13 protein-coding genes are annotated in these 14,851 nt (G+C 42.9%); 2 read left to right on the top strand and 11 right to left on the bottom strand.

All coding sequences use genetic code 11. The features are described from left to right. Window positions 1-145 precede the first annotated feature (145 nt). Window positions 146-1,084, top strand: coding sequence for a gliding motility lipoprotein GldB (locus tag G5B00_RS14340; protein ID WP_240894510.1), 939 nt, complete (start codon window positions 146-148; stop codon window positions 1,082-1,084). 62 nt (window positions 1,085-1,146) lie between these two features. Here G5B00_RS14340 and G5B00_RS14345 read toward each other — a convergent pair whose 3' ends face one another. From G5B00_RS14345 to panC, 6 genes are all read right to left on the bottom strand, one after another. Beyond that, a complete protein-coding gene (locus tag G5B00_RS14345; RefSeq protein WP_163876814.1) occupies window positions 1,147-1,809 on the bottom strand; it encodes an FKBP-type peptidyl-prolyl cis-trans isomerase in 663 nt (220 codons plus the stop codon). Window positions 1,810-1,912: 103 nt separating this feature from the next. Then, the gene (locus tag G5B00_RS14350; protein WP_163876817.1) at window positions 1,913-2,398 is read right to left on the bottom strand and encodes a thioredoxin family protein; all 486 of its coding nucleotides are present in this window, start codon (window positions 2,396-2,398) and stop codon (window positions 1,913-1,915) included. A 473-nt stretch (window positions 2,399-2,871) separates the two neighbouring features. Continuing rightward, complete coding sequence (locus G5B00_RS14355) at window positions 2,872-5,166, bottom strand: TonB-dependent receptor (protein ID WP_163876820.1); 2,295 nt, start codon at window positions 5,164-5,166, stop codon at window positions 2,872-2,874. A 231-nt stretch (window positions 5,167-5,397) separates the two neighbouring features. Next, entirely contained in the window at window positions 5,398-5,760 is a 363-nt protein-coding gene (locus G5B00_RS14360; protein WP_163876669.1) for a hypothetical protein, read from the bottom strand. Between the two features lie 147 nt (window positions 5,761-5,907). Beyond that, entirely contained in the window at window positions 5,908-6,258 is a 351-nt protein-coding gene (panD, locus tag G5B00_RS14365) for an aspartate 1-decarboxylase (protein WP_163876823.1), read from the bottom strand. A gap of 90 nt (window positions 6,259-6,348) precedes the next feature. Further along, window positions 6,349-7,188: a pantoate--beta-alanine ligase gene (gene panC / locus G5B00_RS14370; RefSeq protein ID WP_163876828.1), complete on the bottom strand. Its 840-nt coding sequence runs from the start codon at window positions 7,186-7,188 to the stop codon at window positions 6,349-6,351. A 152-nt stretch (window positions 7,189-7,340) separates the two neighbouring features. Here panC and G5B00_RS14375 point away from each other — a divergent pair, with 152 nt between their 5' ends. Beyond that, window positions 7,341-8,162, top strand: a complete 822-nt coding sequence (locus G5B00_RS14375) for a glycogen/starch synthase (protein ID WP_163876832.1) — start codon at window positions 7,341-7,343, stop codon at window positions 8,160-8,162. Window positions 8,163-8,198: 36 nt separating this feature from the next. Here G5B00_RS14375 and G5B00_RS14380 read toward each other — a convergent pair whose 3' ends face one another. From G5B00_RS14380 to G5B00_RS14400, 5 genes are all read right to left on the bottom strand, one after another. Beyond that, complete coding sequence (locus tag G5B00_RS14380) at window positions 8,199-8,510, bottom strand: DUF493 domain-containing protein (RefSeq protein ID WP_163876835.1); 312 nt, start codon at window positions 8,508-8,510, stop codon at window positions 8,199-8,201. 134 nt (window positions 8,511-8,644) lie between these two features. Beyond that, window positions 8,645-9,682, bottom strand: coding sequence for a GntR family transcriptional regulator (locus tag G5B00_RS14385; RefSeq protein WP_163876838.1), 1,038 nt, complete (start codon window positions 9,680-9,682; stop codon window positions 8,645-8,647). 111 nt (window positions 9,683-9,793) lie between these two features. Further along, complete coding sequence (locus tag G5B00_RS14390) at window positions 9,794-12,067, bottom strand: family 78 glycoside hydrolase catalytic domain (protein ID WP_163876841.1); 2,274 nt, start codon at window positions 12,065-12,067, stop codon at window positions 9,794-9,796. A 21-nt stretch (window positions 12,068-12,088) separates the two neighbouring features. After that, the gene (locus tag G5B00_RS14395) at window positions 12,089-13,444 is read right to left on the bottom strand and encodes a Gfo/Idh/MocA family protein (RefSeq protein WP_163876846.1); all 1,356 of its coding nucleotides are present in this window, start codon (window positions 13,442-13,444) and stop codon (window positions 12,089-12,091) included. Window positions 13,445-13,469: 25 nt separating this feature from the next. Continuing rightward, window positions 13,470-14,822, bottom strand: a complete 1,353-nt coding sequence (locus tag G5B00_RS14400) for a DUF1080 domain-containing protein (RefSeq protein WP_163876849.1) — start codon at window positions 14,820-14,822, stop codon at window positions 13,470-13,472. Window positions 14,823-14,851: the final 29 nt, after the last annotated feature.

Genomic DNA, 14,851 nt, shown 5'->3' on the forward strand with positions numbered 1-14,851 from the left:
TTTATTTAAATTAATATTTTTGTACCGATAATCGAAAATAAGTATTATGCAGTATTCTTCCGTACAAAAGTATCTCTTTTTTTTAATACCCACGATAATATCTTGTCAGCAATCGGCTACAATTTCAAGACCCGATATATCAAACATGGATATTGAGGTCAAAATCGAACGTTTTGACCAGGAAATGGCGGCCTTGCAACCGAAAGATATTCTGCTAAAAAACACGGAGTGGCAGCAGCAATACGGCTACTTTTATCACGATTACATGACTGAAATCCTGGAAATAGGCCCTCCACAAGACAGCTTACGAGTCCAACAGTTGCTCACACAAGTGCTTCAAAAAAAAGACTTCAAGGATTTATCCGCTTCGGTGACACAACGATTTCCCCATTTGAAAAAACAGGAAAAAGATCTGGCAAAAGCACTGAAATATCTCAAATATGAATTTCCGGAGTATGAAACTCCACGCTTTATCTCCTTTGTCGGTGGGTTTTCTTTTCAGACGCCCATAGGCAACGATTATGTAGGCATAGGATTGGATATGTTCCTAGGGGCAGATTCGGAGTTTTATCCCGCCTTGGTACAATCCATCCCGTTGTATATTTCAAGAAAATTTACACCCGAAAATATTGTGCCGCGAGTCATCGAGACCATCCTGAGAGAAGACATTTACCCGCAGACGCACGGTGATGTCAATACCTTGTCCCATATGGTCTACAACGGAAAGATCCTCTATGCGATGGATTACCTGTTGGAAAATGTACCGGACACGGACAAGATCGGCTATACGGAGGCACAATTGAAATGGGCCAGACGGTATCAACAGGATGTATGGGCTTGGTTCGTACAGGAAAATCTATTGTACAATACAGATTACCTACGTATCCAAAAATATTTTACCGAAGCGCCTTTTACACCAGAACTCGGTCAAAATAACGAATCAGCTCCAAAATTAGGATCGTATATAGGCTGGATGATGGTGCGCAAATACATGATCAAGCATCCGGAGATGGGATTGAAAGAATTGTTTGCGATCGAGAATGCACAGGAGATATTGGAAGACTCGAAATTCAAAGGGAAATAAAACACGTAGAGACGCAATGCATCGCGTCTCTACAAAAAAATATAAAAATATTGTATTGATAATTAGTCGCCGATCTGCAACACTTCAAATTCGTACACCAAAGGTGAATTTGCTGGAATATCTTCCACACCGCCTGTCTTTACAACAGAACCGTAAGCTAAATAAGAAGGTACGACAACAACAAATTTACTGCCTACTTTCAATCCATCTTCAGTTAGGCCACTAATCACTCTATCCTCACTATTTATTCGGATAGAGTAAGGAAAAAATGAATAAAGCCACGCATAATTAATAACAGCTGATTGTGATCCAAAATCATAATTCTCGCCTTCGGCAGATTCAACCAAGGTTCCATCCAATAGTTTTGCAGTATAATTCAATTTAACCTTTGGATACGTCAAATAGCCTGATCCACTTATTTTATATTCATAACTATCATCTGTAGGGGGAGTAATGACCTTATACCACATCCCTCTCGTAACCTCATCATTTATGAATTGGAGTGGCACAAGTACTGTATCTTCTTCTGCTTCATAAAGAGCATCTTCTTCTGTCAAATTAGCCAAATAATTCTCTATTTTAACCTTCTCAGCAGCTAGAGCAGCTACAAACTTCCTTTCTTCCTCCTCATACTGTCCCAAATCGATATCAGTTTTATCATTACAGGATGCCAATACAAAAGAGCCTAGTGCCAGGATTACAAATGTTTTAAATAATTTTTTCATAAAATAATAAATAATATCTATGTGAACGTCCAAAAAGTCGAACTCGCTACAGCTATACGTGCAAAGTTACAATATTTTTACCAAATCTTTGATGCTAAGGCAATTATTCTTTCACCTCTTCGATTGCCTCCAGCAATTTTTCCAATTGCCTAGAAGATAATACTCCTTGATAACGAAACAATACTTGGTATTCTTTGTCCAACAGTATCCATGTCGGAAAGCTGAGTTGACCGGGACCGTTCAAGGCCAGGGCGAGCTCGTGTACGCCGCTCGATGTATTTGTAGCCTTAAACACATAATCCTGACCGTGAAAACGAACTTTTTCTTTGCTTTCGGCATCGAATTCCACATAATAGAACAGATCCACCTTTGTCTGGAAGTCTTTGTTTTTGAGCAGGTGGCTTTTCTGCATTTGGCAATATTTGCACCAATCTGTAGAAAGGAGGATCAATATAGGCTTGGCTTCCTGCACCATACAGCTGTCCACCTGTGTTATAGGCATGGGAGTAGTCTGTGCATGACATACGGGAGCCAGAAATAATCCCAGAATTGCCCAAAGTATATTGTAATGTCTGAGAAGTTTTTTCATAGTATTAACTTTTTCTGCGTTATTTAGGACAGCGGTCTATTCTCTCCTCCTACCGTTGGTTCTTTATCCCCCTCAGAGAGGCTACCGTATACCCATATCTTTGTATTCAATTGATAATTAACACATTGCACCCTTTAGTTTTTGTAGCCTCATTTCTTACTTGTATGTCGATCTGTATAAGGATAAATGCTGTAGACCAATGTCCCCCTCAAGAGGGGGTAGGGGGAGGATATTACTCAAGAAAGCTTATTTTCAGTATGTTTTGACTTCTTTCCTCTCCCTGTCCACCCCTCTTTCCTGTGCGCCCCTCTCCAGAGAGGGATAGCATTTAACAAAGCCAGTGCAAACATAGGATCTAATGCCCTCTTATGTATTGAAGTGTCCTATTTCTGGGTACACGGTAGCCCCCAAAGGGGGATAACGTCCTACAATGGAACTGCAGAACAAACCACTTTACAAATCACAATCAAGGACTACCTAAACAGATTATACCGCAATCCTAAAAAAGCCCGGATACCTTGATTCGGACCATAGACATAGGATGGATCAAAAGTCAATCCATAAGGATTACCAGGTGTCCGCAATGCATCCCCCGTCACCGGATCAAAATCGACTTCCTTGTCAAACGGGTCATGTGCACGGGCTATAATAAATGGATTCCCTTTGTTAGGTGTCCAGTTCAGCAGATTCTTGACACCTCCATAGACTTCAATCCTATTATTGATGCTCTTGGTCAGCTGTATATTCTGTATACTCCACCAAGGAGAATATTCATTACGAGGATCCCATTCACTCAATAGAGGCAAACGCATAGGACCATACAGATTGCCTGTATAATCGACAGTTAAACCTAGTTTTTTGAACGTGTAACCAACATTCCACGTTCCCGAAAATTTTTCTGTAAACAGTTGATCCACCTTCTTGCCTTCTTCTTCACTATAGACATCCAGGAATGTTCCTCCGGCCAGAATCTTCAATCCGTTGGCAAAAACAACATCGATATTCAGGGATATACCCTGTGATATCGCATATCCATTGAGGTTGCCGTACAGTACTTTTGTCTGATCGGTATCGTAATCGGCAATAATCTTATTCGTAAAATAGGTATAGAAAACAGTTGCATCCAAACCAATAAACGAACTTCCTGCAGGAATCTTTTTCACGTAATTGATGTTCCCATTCCAGGATGTTTCAGGCTTGAGATCTTCTTCAAATTCAACTTTTCGAGCTCCGGTCAGTGCCGAATGATCTTCGGTAAATACATTGGCCACACGATATCCATTGCCAAAGCTCAACCGCAGCACATCGTTCTTACTGACCGAATTCCACTTATAGTTCAATCGAGGCGTGACAATACTCCCATGTAGCGAATTGTAATCGTAACGTACACCCAATAAGAGTTTGTTCTGTGGGTCAAATGTGATCTCGTCTTGCACAAATACGGCTGGAAGATGCGTAATGGATGCTTTGTTCTTATCTATGTCATTGGGATCGGCGGTCACAGGTGTATCGTCATCGTAATAGGTATATCGGTAGGCCAATCCGGTCAAGAGGTCATGTTTGCCCAAAGTCTTGAACCAATTGAGTTGTCCAAAACCTATATATTGATCGGCCATGAATGGCGTATTACCATAATAGCTGTTCTGGTTGTGGCCATTCGTACTGAACTGAAACAGCACCTTCTCCTTTATCGGCAACTCATAGGTTCCGAATAATTCCCAACGCTTGGTATAGATACTTTCGCCATATTTCACATCACCACCACGGTACTCTTTGCTCCAGTCCATCTCTCCTCCCCACCGATCTTCGTACACATAACGTCCTGCTAAGGAGAATATACGGTTGTTTTTTCGTGCAAAATCCCATTTATTGAATACAGACAGTCGATTTTGTAGTGTTACATCCGTAAAGTTATCATTGTTGTTGTCAATAGGATTTTGGTAATTGAAATAACTGACCCCCAATAAGGATTGTGCTTTCAGACCGGCATTGAACTTTGCCGCCAAATCGGTATTGACCTCTCCCCAAGATGTACCAAATACATCAGCAGAAATAACCGGCGCACTACTTGGCTTTTTGGTGATGATATTGATCAATCCACCTACGGCCTCACTGCCATAGAGGGTCGACGCTGGTCCTTTAACGATTTCCACACGCTCAATAAGTGCCTGTGGAATACCACTCAAACCATAGACGGTAGAGAGTCCACTGACAATGGGCATACCATCGATCAGCACCATCGTGTATGGGCCTTCCAGGCCATTGATATGAATATCTCCCGTATTGCAGATATTACAGTTCAACTGCGGACGTACCCCGTTAATGTTCTGCAACGCATCAAAAATCGAAGGTGTAGGGTTTGCCTTGAAGAACTTGGCCGTATATACCTCTACCGGCACTGGGCTTTCCAGTTTCGACATTTCCTTCATGGTGCCCGATACAACGACCTCGTCCAGATTAAGATTGTCTTCTTGCAATATAAACGTTTGTTGTTTACCAAAATCTTTCTTGTCGATCCGTTTTTTCAATGCTTGGTATCCTACTGCACGGATAGAAAGATTTGCCCTTTCTCCGCTATAATCCAAAACAAATTGACCAGACACATTGGTCGAAGCACGGAGTGATGTACCTTCGACCGACACTGTCGCCGACTCAATGGGCTCATCTTTATTATTAAGAATTGTGCCCGTTATTTTTTGGGCATAGGTGTGGCTCATGCCACACAGCATATATAATGATATAGCAATGCTATAGTATAGTTTAGACATAATTTTTTTATAGGTAAGAGTTTAGAATATTTTGTTGGGATAGATTTCTCTAAAAGAGGCACACGCGGCATGCGTACGCCAACTCATTATTTATTGATGTCCTTGAAAAATCAACGTAGTACCCGCTTGTCGCGTGTACGCAAACATCCATAAAGAATACTTTCAAAAAAGTCTACAACACAAATGAACACGTGTAGATACACGTATCCCATTGATTCAGAAAAACCAATGTTACACCAAAGTTGGTGGTCCTCTTAAGTAGTAATGCTGAGGGGTATAAGAATGATAGGAAGTATAATACGGTTTATAGCAAGCATACTGAAACTCTTGGAATATAGGTGTTTCAAAAGCAGCTAGGGCCGTTTCTATAAATGACCCGTGAAAAAGAACATTGAGGAATTGTACCTCCGCATCACTTTTGTGATGATGCTTGGACTTGCTCGTAAAATCGTACGGGTGGATGTGGGTAACGATTTCCCCTTCGGAGGTGACTTCCTTGTGGATAAATACAATACCGCTGATGATGATGATACTCATCCAGCCTGCCAATAAGGAGGCAATCAGTCTGCGATATGTCGAAAATGTATGTATCACAAATGTTTTTTTTAAAAGTTATGGAAGTTATCGAGTGAAATAAGTTATGGAAGTTCTAATCTACTGTCTAGTGCGAGTATATAACTCGTACTTGTCCTTAAAAATCTTAACTTTCGTAACTAAATCACTATCATCACCTTCGTCACTTTATTTAATCAATCTGTTATGCTCATCTGGAAAAACTAGCTTTGGCTGATAACTTTTAGCCTCTTCCTTCTCCATCCATGCATAGGAAATGATGATGACGATATCTCCCACCTGCACCAATCTGGCCGCAGCACCGTTCAGGCATATCGTCCCGGTGCCCCGTGTGCCCGGAATGACATAGGTCTCCAGACGTGCGCCGTTGTTGTTATTGACGATCTGTACCTTTTCGTTGGCCACGATATCCGCTGCCTCCATCAAGTCTTCGTCAATCGTGATGCTCCCCACATAATTCAACTCGGCCTGCGTGACACGGACACGGTGAATCTTCGATTTCATTACTTCGATCATCATGATGACAAAATTAGTGTATTTATTTTACAATTTAAAAATGTAGAGACGCGATTAACCGAGCTTGCGAGCTCATGGAAGATAATCGCGTCTCTACAACAACATATTATCAATCAATCGTACCCCCTCCACCCATGCAACGACAATAGCCACATAGTTTTTGTCGGGAGAAATGACCGTCGCTTCTTCGAGGGATACCGTTTCGCAGATAGCAAAATATTCGAGCTTTATACCTTCTATGCTTTCGATCTTGGTGGAACCGATTTGTGTGAGCTCGTGAACAGGTTTGTTCGGAAAATCTTTCTTCACCGCGCGTAAAGCCGTGGACAGCACACTCGCTTTCTTCTTTCCTTCGGTAGATAGGCGTACATTTCTGGAACTAAGTGCCAAACCGTTCTTTTCCCGTACAATCGGACAGATGACCAACTGAACAGGCAAGTTTTTGACCTCCAACATTTTTTGTATCACCATAATTTGCTGAAAGTCCTTTTGTCCAAAACAGGCTATCTGAGGCTGTACAATCTGAAATAATTTGTAGACCACCTGTGTCACACCTTGAAAATGACCAGGTCGGTGCAGACCTTCCCAAATTTTGTCCAAATGCCCCAGATCTATATGCCAGATTTCCTGCGGATCGGGGTATATTTCTTCGACCGACGGGAGGAACAGCACATCACAACCAACCGATTCGAGCAGTGAAATATCGTTTTCAATCGGCCTGGGATACTTTTCCAGATCTTTGGGATCGTTGAATTGGGTAGGATTGACAAATATGCTGCACACGACCAAATCGGCCTGTTTACGTGCTTCTTCAATCAGTGAAAGGTGCCCTTCGTGCAAAGCGCCCATCGTAGGTACCAATCCTATTTGCAGATGGTTCCTTTTGGTATCCAGATAAGCCCTAAGCTCCTTTTTCGTATTGAAAATCTCCATACGCTCCTATGGTCAAAATAGGGGGCAAAATTGCATAATATATTTGTAATTCGAAAGCGGTATTTTTCGGTTAATTGTAAAATCTAGATATTATTCGTACCTTTGTAGACCAAATCTAAGGAGTCAGGTAAATTAAATAAAAGTAATTGGAGATGGCAAAAACGAAAATATTGTTTGTTACGCATGAGATGTCGCCTTTCCTTGAAATTAGTAAGATTTCTGAAATAACACGCCAGTTGCCCCAAGCTATGCAGGAAAAAGGGTTCGAAATTCGTATCCTTATGCCACGCTTTGGTAACATCAATGAGCGTAGAAATCGTCTACACGAGGTGATAAGGTTGTCGGGAATGAATATTGTGGTAGACAACAATGACAATCCATTGATTATCAAAGTCGCCTCCCTGCCTACGGCGCGCATGCAAGTATACTTTTTGGACAATGAAGAGTATTTTCAGCGCAAAAAAGTATTTAGAGACGATCAAGGTAAGTTTTTTGAAGACAACAACGAGCGATCGTTGTTCTTCTGCAAAGGTGTACTGGAAACGGTAAAGAAACTTGGCTGGTCTCCGGACGTGGTACATTGCCATGGATGGTTTACAGCGATGGTACCCATGTACCTCAAAAAGGTTTATCATGACGATCCTACCTTTAAGGATGCCAAAGTATTCTATTCACTGTTTGAAGAGGATTTCGGCACCGATAGCCTTGGCAACAAATACGCCGAAATGCCTACACAGGAAGATGTGAACCCTACGGATTCGGAACTTTTTGGATCGGGTAGCTACGTAGATGTATACAAGGGGGCATTGTCCTATACGGATGTCGCTGTCTTGGCAGACGAGAATATCCCCAACGATATCCTTCAGTATATAGAAGACAACAATATCCGCGTATTCAAACCTGAGACTGATCTGGACTACGAAGCATATTCAATCTTGTACGAGGAGTTTGCTCCCGAAGAGGTAGAAGTATAAGCAAGAGAGCTGTCATAGGATGACAGCTCTCTTGTTTTATAACATGATCACATTTTTTATCGTGGCCACACGTTTGTAATAATCGATGACTTCATCTGCCGTATTGACAAAAGTTTCGATAGTCAACGAATTATACTTCCCCGTTTTTGAATCCTTCACCTGCACCTTGGTGCTTGGGTGTACAAAGATTTTTTCTATCTCCGTCTTTGTGTCCGGATCGGCCGGAACGATAAATTTGAACGTATAGAACGTTGGAAATTGTTCTACGCTCATTAATTTTTCCTTGAAACTGGTATAGAAGTCCTCATTATTGTTATCAGGGACATCTTGTAGATGGATATTGCTCATATATCTTCTTTTGATTATTCTGGATAGTACAATAAACATGCCTATGCTATTTTGGCAGTTCCAGGTTTAGTAGAAATGATGTGTATATCATATTTTTCCAAGGCTATGTTGGAATAATTGTCCATACAGGTCTTTTAAATCGAATCCCGCAAAGTCAAATAGAAAGGTACTTCCACGTGCGTATTGGAGCTATCTTTAATAAGCCGGGCCGCCGCTTCTCCCATATAGGCAAAATCGGTAGAAATAGTCGTGATACCATTCAAGATAAACTTCTTCAATGGCGTCTCGTTGTAGGAGATAATACCTGCATCCTTACCGATGACCATTTTCTTCTGAATGATTTTGTCTAACAGCTGTACGAGATCATCTTCAGCCAGATTGATGTAGCAGGTACCTTTTTCTATTTTTTCTTTTTTCAGTTCGGAAACCAGTGAGTGGTTGAATGCATATTGCTGACAAAATTTATAGAAGCCTTTTATAATTGCTTTGGGATAATCGCTGTAATCGGGAAACACCAATTTCAGCGTATGGTATTTGGATAACGGGTCTACGGCTTTTTCCAGTGCTTCGTAAATGTCTTTTTCATAATTTTCGTACACAGCAGGAAAATCGTCCCCCATATCCTCCACAAGCTTGCCCAACAGCATCAGTTTCTCTTTCGGAATAATATTCAACACTTCTGGAGCACGATCGCGTCCCTCTTTGAAATGGGGAAATACGACATAATGATCGTATTGCTTGGTCAGGTTGAGTAAAAGTGTTCTGAGGTAGATAATGTCGCTATTGTACACAAAAAGATCCAATGAAGCATCGTCTCCAAGTTCTGCAGCAAAAGCATCGTACACGATCTTCTTGTGGGCACTGAGCTTGTTCAGAAATAGGGCTATCTTCTGACGGTTTTTCACATCGGCCTTGGCAATAAAGTACCCTTTGCCGGGTGTGGAGGAGATGATCTCCTGGTTTTTGAGCATCTTATATCCTTTTTCGACAGTATCCCGTGAAATGTCCAAGTACATACTGAGCTCATTGATCGACGGCAACATATCTCCGACATGGATTGCATCGTTCTTGATTCCATCCTTGACCGCATCGGCCAATTGCTGATATTTCGGCGTGGAAGAAAAATCGCTGATCTGGATGGTTTTTAGAAGTTCTGAAACCTTATTCGTCATAGCTAATGAATGAAAGCCTATCTCACTAAGGTATCAATTTTTATTGATACTGACGTGTTGTATATTTCAAACAAGTATTCTACATATACCTAAAAACATTATTAACACGCTTTAAAAAAACAGTTCAACAGCATACCTTCCTCCCGACAGAGTGGGCAGTGTATAACTTCCATTTGTTTTTTCGGTTGCCTTCACTGATTTTCCATTTATCGTAAATTTTGGTCTTTTATTTCCCTTTTTAGGCAATTCCACAATAGCGGATGTATTTGCCGGGACATTTATTTCCATGCGATAGTCTTCGGGTGTCTGCCTACACGACACCTCAATGGTTCCTTTTATCGTCGGCGTCTTGATATTTGCCCATTCAAGTGATCCCAATTGAGGTTTTACACGGAATACCTTCCAACCCGGCTCGACAGGTTCTATCCCCATTAATTTTCGAGGGATAATATTGGCTGGTACAGCTCCCCACGCATGGTTCCAATCCTGGTTAGGCTTGAATTTATTATCCCAAGCCTCCATCGTGATCGTACTACCACTACGAATCATATTGTACCAGCTTCGGTCAGCTTGCGAAGTAAGCAACGACAAGGCATAATCCGCATCTCCCGCATCATACACAGCATCCATCAAAAACTGGCTACCGTACACGCTACAGGCCATACCTCGCGAACGTATAAATTTCATGACATCGTTTATATGTTTCTCCGGAACCAGCCCAAAGGCCAATGCCATCATATTGGCGTGTAGAGAGGCGTGGTCTGTCGCTGCCCCGTCCCGATACGCCTTTTGACGCCTGTCCCAGAGCAAAGACTGGAAAGCATCGTATGTTTTTTTAGCTTTTTCCAAAAACAAGGTTGCGTCATCTGTCTTCCCAAGCACAGCAGCCATCTTGGACATATCCATTAAAGCCTTATAATGAAACGCGTTCACGACCGTATTGTACGGGGTAAACACAAACCCATCGGTCTCTCCGTTGCCCAACATACCAAAACCTCCTGTATGAGGCCAGTCCACAATATCTCGGATCGTATCTTTTGGATTATAATGAATACTTTGCATCAGCTCCGGTGTCTGTCTACCGTTTTTTGTACTCAACAGGCCATTGTTTTCCCGTAGCGGCAACAATAGTTTGGCTTTCAAGTCTTTGTAATAATGATTTACCGAACGGATATCTCCGGTATGCAGGTAATCATTGTATGCCATCAATACAGATTGCAGAATCCATTCTGTAGGCCAGGTCGCGTTATGAAGCAGGTATTCGTGCGAACGACGGGCCATACTGAACTCTTTGTCTACACTGTAATGGCATAGCTGATTGATATAAGCATCCGCCTCATAGGGGATACGTTCCCGATCACCATCCACATAGATTCCTGCAAATGATGTCGCCTTGATGCTGTACTTGCACAATTCCCAAACAGCATTCAATATGGTATCCGAGCTCTCGAAATGAGCGGCGAAATCGTCAAAAGGATAATGTACAGTCGCACGTGTGATCGCTGATTTTTCAATTTTTCCTGTATATCCCTCAATTTCGACATACCGGAACGGCAAAACTTCTCCTATATAGTCCGGCATGTGAATCGCTCTCGGACCGGTATTCTGTTTGTCCGGCCGAAACTGTACCTGATAGGTGTGGTGTCCACGTTTTAAAGGTATTTCGTACTCGGCATAACGGATTGATCTCGCTGCCGGTTTACGATTGATCGTACCGTCCGGGTTCACACCCTCGCCCAAGCGGACGGTGACAACTGTCCCAGATTCTGCCACATCGAGCGTAAACCGCAACTGACCAAATGCAGCCTTCCCAAAATCAATCCTATTGACATCTCCCGTAGCAACTAAATGCTGTGGCTGTTCATTTGTTTTTAGCAATGGATAGAATGAAGTCCGGTATTCCTCCAATTGTCCGGCGGTTGAAAAAGTCTGGGGCGCAGACCACGCAGACGGTACATCTTCTGTATCCCAGACCATCACGCTCCAGTAATAAGTGGCAAGGGGCCGCAAAGCTTTTCCGGTGTATTGTACATTAGAGGACTCCTTTGATGCCACTTTGCCCGAATCCCAGATATTACCGCTGTCCACCTTGTCCGGTTGATCCGATACAAGGATACGGTACGCCGATTGCACAGCCCCTTGTTTCATCCCATGCAACTCCCAGCCCAATACCGGTTGCTTATTTGCTATAAGTGGTTTTTCACCAATACTACTTCGGCTACCTGCTGAGACATAACCATTCGCTACTTGTAGATCGGTATGCACTAAATGATCTACAGCCAGATTTCGTACCTCTACGGATTGGGCGGTCAATGTGAGGAACTGCCCTAAGATAAAAAAGCATAAAAGGATAATTCTTCTAAAATATACAATGGAAGCACTCATATGTTGATGACTTAACACACTCTAAAACTTAAATACCTTACCATCTGCCATGACTTCCTGCGTCTTACTGTCAAACGTAGCTTTGGCTCCGGTCCTGGCGGCAGCTGTGGTCATGATGTTGGCGATGGAATGGTAATATCCGGCCTCAACAGGGGCGTTGGGCTGCTTGCGGCTACGGACACACTCCATCCAGTTCCTCATGTGCGCGGAAGTCAACGGATCCGCACCTGTATTGGCCGAGGCGGCTACCTTTACAGCATGCTCTGTCAGATTTACCTCCGGCAGCAAGTTGGCTTTCATACCCATCGCCGCGGCGGCTTTTTCGGTCATTCCACCCTTGGGGGATACTTTATTGGTGATGAGATTGAGTTCTCCTCCATTCGAGTAATATATCTCGGCAGGCCTTTCATCTCCATTGTGCATTCTTGATGTGAAGACTACCTGAAATCCTCCATCAGATTGTTCCTCTCCGTAATCAAAAACAGCTGTCATGGTATCCCAACTGCTTCTCCCGTCTTTCCAATGATAGACCCCACCGTTGGCAACTACGCTCCGCGGGTGCTTTAGATCCGTAAACCAATGAACAGTATCGATCTGGTGCGACATCCACTGCCCCGGCATCCCCGAAGAATAAGGCCAAAACAGACGGTATTCGAGATATTTTCTCGGATCCCACGCTTCATATGGCCGATTTAGCAAAAAACGCTTCCAGTCCGTATCTTCCTGCTTACATTGTGCAACTAAGGCCGGCCGGCGCCATCTTCCGGGTTGGTTGACATTCCAGCTCAATTCGACCATGGTAATATCGCCAAATTTGCCTTCTTTGATGAATTGGTCCGCAGCCATGTAATTGGGACCACTTCTGCGCTGTGAACCGATCTGAACAATCTTATGGGTTGCTTTCACAGCTTTGAGTGCCGCACGGTTGTCCTCCATTGTTTCTGCAAAAGGTTTTTCCACATAGGCATCACACCCGGCTTGGACAGCTTCTATAGTATGCAGTGCATGCTGAAAATCGGCCGTAGCGATAATCACCCCGTTCAGATCCTTGATCCGGTACAGCTCATCATTATTGCGACAGGCTATAATATTATTTCCCGTTCTTTTTTGCAGCTCCGCCTGCCCCTGTTCCCTGCGGAGTTTCCATATATCCGAAACGGCAACGATCTCAAAGTTGAGCTCTTTGCTATGGTTCAGAAACGACGGCAGTAAAGAGCCCTTGAAACGGTCTGCATAACCGACCACACCTATTCTCACCCGGTCATTTGCCCCTATGATCTTACCATAGCTTTTTGCACTAAACCCCAGGCTTCCCAAATAAACACTTGCCGACGCTATAGCAGATTGTTTGATAAATTTTCTTCTTGGATTTTCCATGATATGATAAAATATTTTAATGGACTTATAGCTCCCTTATCTTTATACTTCTGAACGATACATGATCGCCATGATCCTGCAACAGGATCCTTCCTTTAGGTGCCATCCCAAAATTTTCCCAGTTCTTATATTTGCTGATCGCTACCAGATCGTTGAATTCTTTGGACCCTCTTACATATTCCAGAACCTTCACGCCATTCAACCAGTATTCTACTTTATTGTCCGGAGACACTTTGATCGTCCCCTGGTTCCATTCGCCTATTTCCCGAATGAACCGAGGGTTTTTGTTGGAAGTAATCAGATCGTACAGCGACGCGAGTGTCCTGTTTCCGTCTCTGCCCAATTTCGCATCCGGGTGTCTTTCATCATCCAGTATCTGGTATTCAAGGCCGATAGCAGATCCTGTATTACCTTCACTTTCGGTTACAAAATATTTGACACCGCTGTTGGCTCCCTCTGTCAGTTTAAAATCGAATTTCAGCTCAAATGCGCTGTATTCTTTTTCGGTCACAATATCACCTCCATTTGTCGATTCTGCTCCGTCAGACTTTAATACACTCAATACACCATCTTTAATTTCCCAACCTTTTTCCGGAAATGCTGTTTTGTAGGCTCCTCGCCATCCATTGGTCGAAATACCGTCCCACAGCATATAAAAGCCATTCTTTTTCTCCTGCTCAGAAAGATCATTGGGAATCAGGTTGACCACGTATATATCATCCAATGGTGATGGTTTCAGATCCTCTGTCTTGATCTTGATATTCCGCCAACGTATCTGTTTTCCTGGCTTCTCATCTTTCTTTATAGCATGGACCTGAAAGGCGATAAAACCTTCCGGAGTTAAATCGTCCACCAAATGAGCGGTTGGCACACCGTTGACCCAGGTACGGATTGTATTGCCTATACACTCTATCCTATACGTATTCCACGCATTGTTTTTAAAGGCTGTTCGACCGTCTGGATTAAGATCCAGGGTATACAGCCAACCTCTGCGCGCTTCATCGTAGATACCGCCTGACCATGCCCGGTCTGATGGGTCGATCTCGACCTGATAACCATGTACACGTCCCTCCTGATAGCTTGGGTCGCTCAGGCTATGTATCTGAACCCCTGAATTCATACTGGAATCTACAAGTACTTCAAATTCCAGTATAAAGTCTTTGTAGACCTTTTCTGTAGCCAGAAAGGAGTTCGGTTCGTCACTGACCGTTGTACCTACTAGTTCTCCGTCGATTACTTCAAACTTAGCCTTTCCATTCAACTGCTCAAATCCCCTTAAGTCTTCTCCGTTAAAAAGATTTTCCCAACCATCTTTTGCTGGTGTCATACACGCTGCTACAAAAATGAGCAGTACGCTATAAATACATCTGTTTTTCATGTTGATCTTGTGTTTTTTTATTTATACTT

Source organism: Parapedobacter sp. SGR-10 (genome assembly GCF_011030405.1).
Classification (GTDB): Bacteria; Bacteroidota; Bacteroidia; order Sphingobacteriales; family Sphingobacteriaceae; genus Sphingobacterium.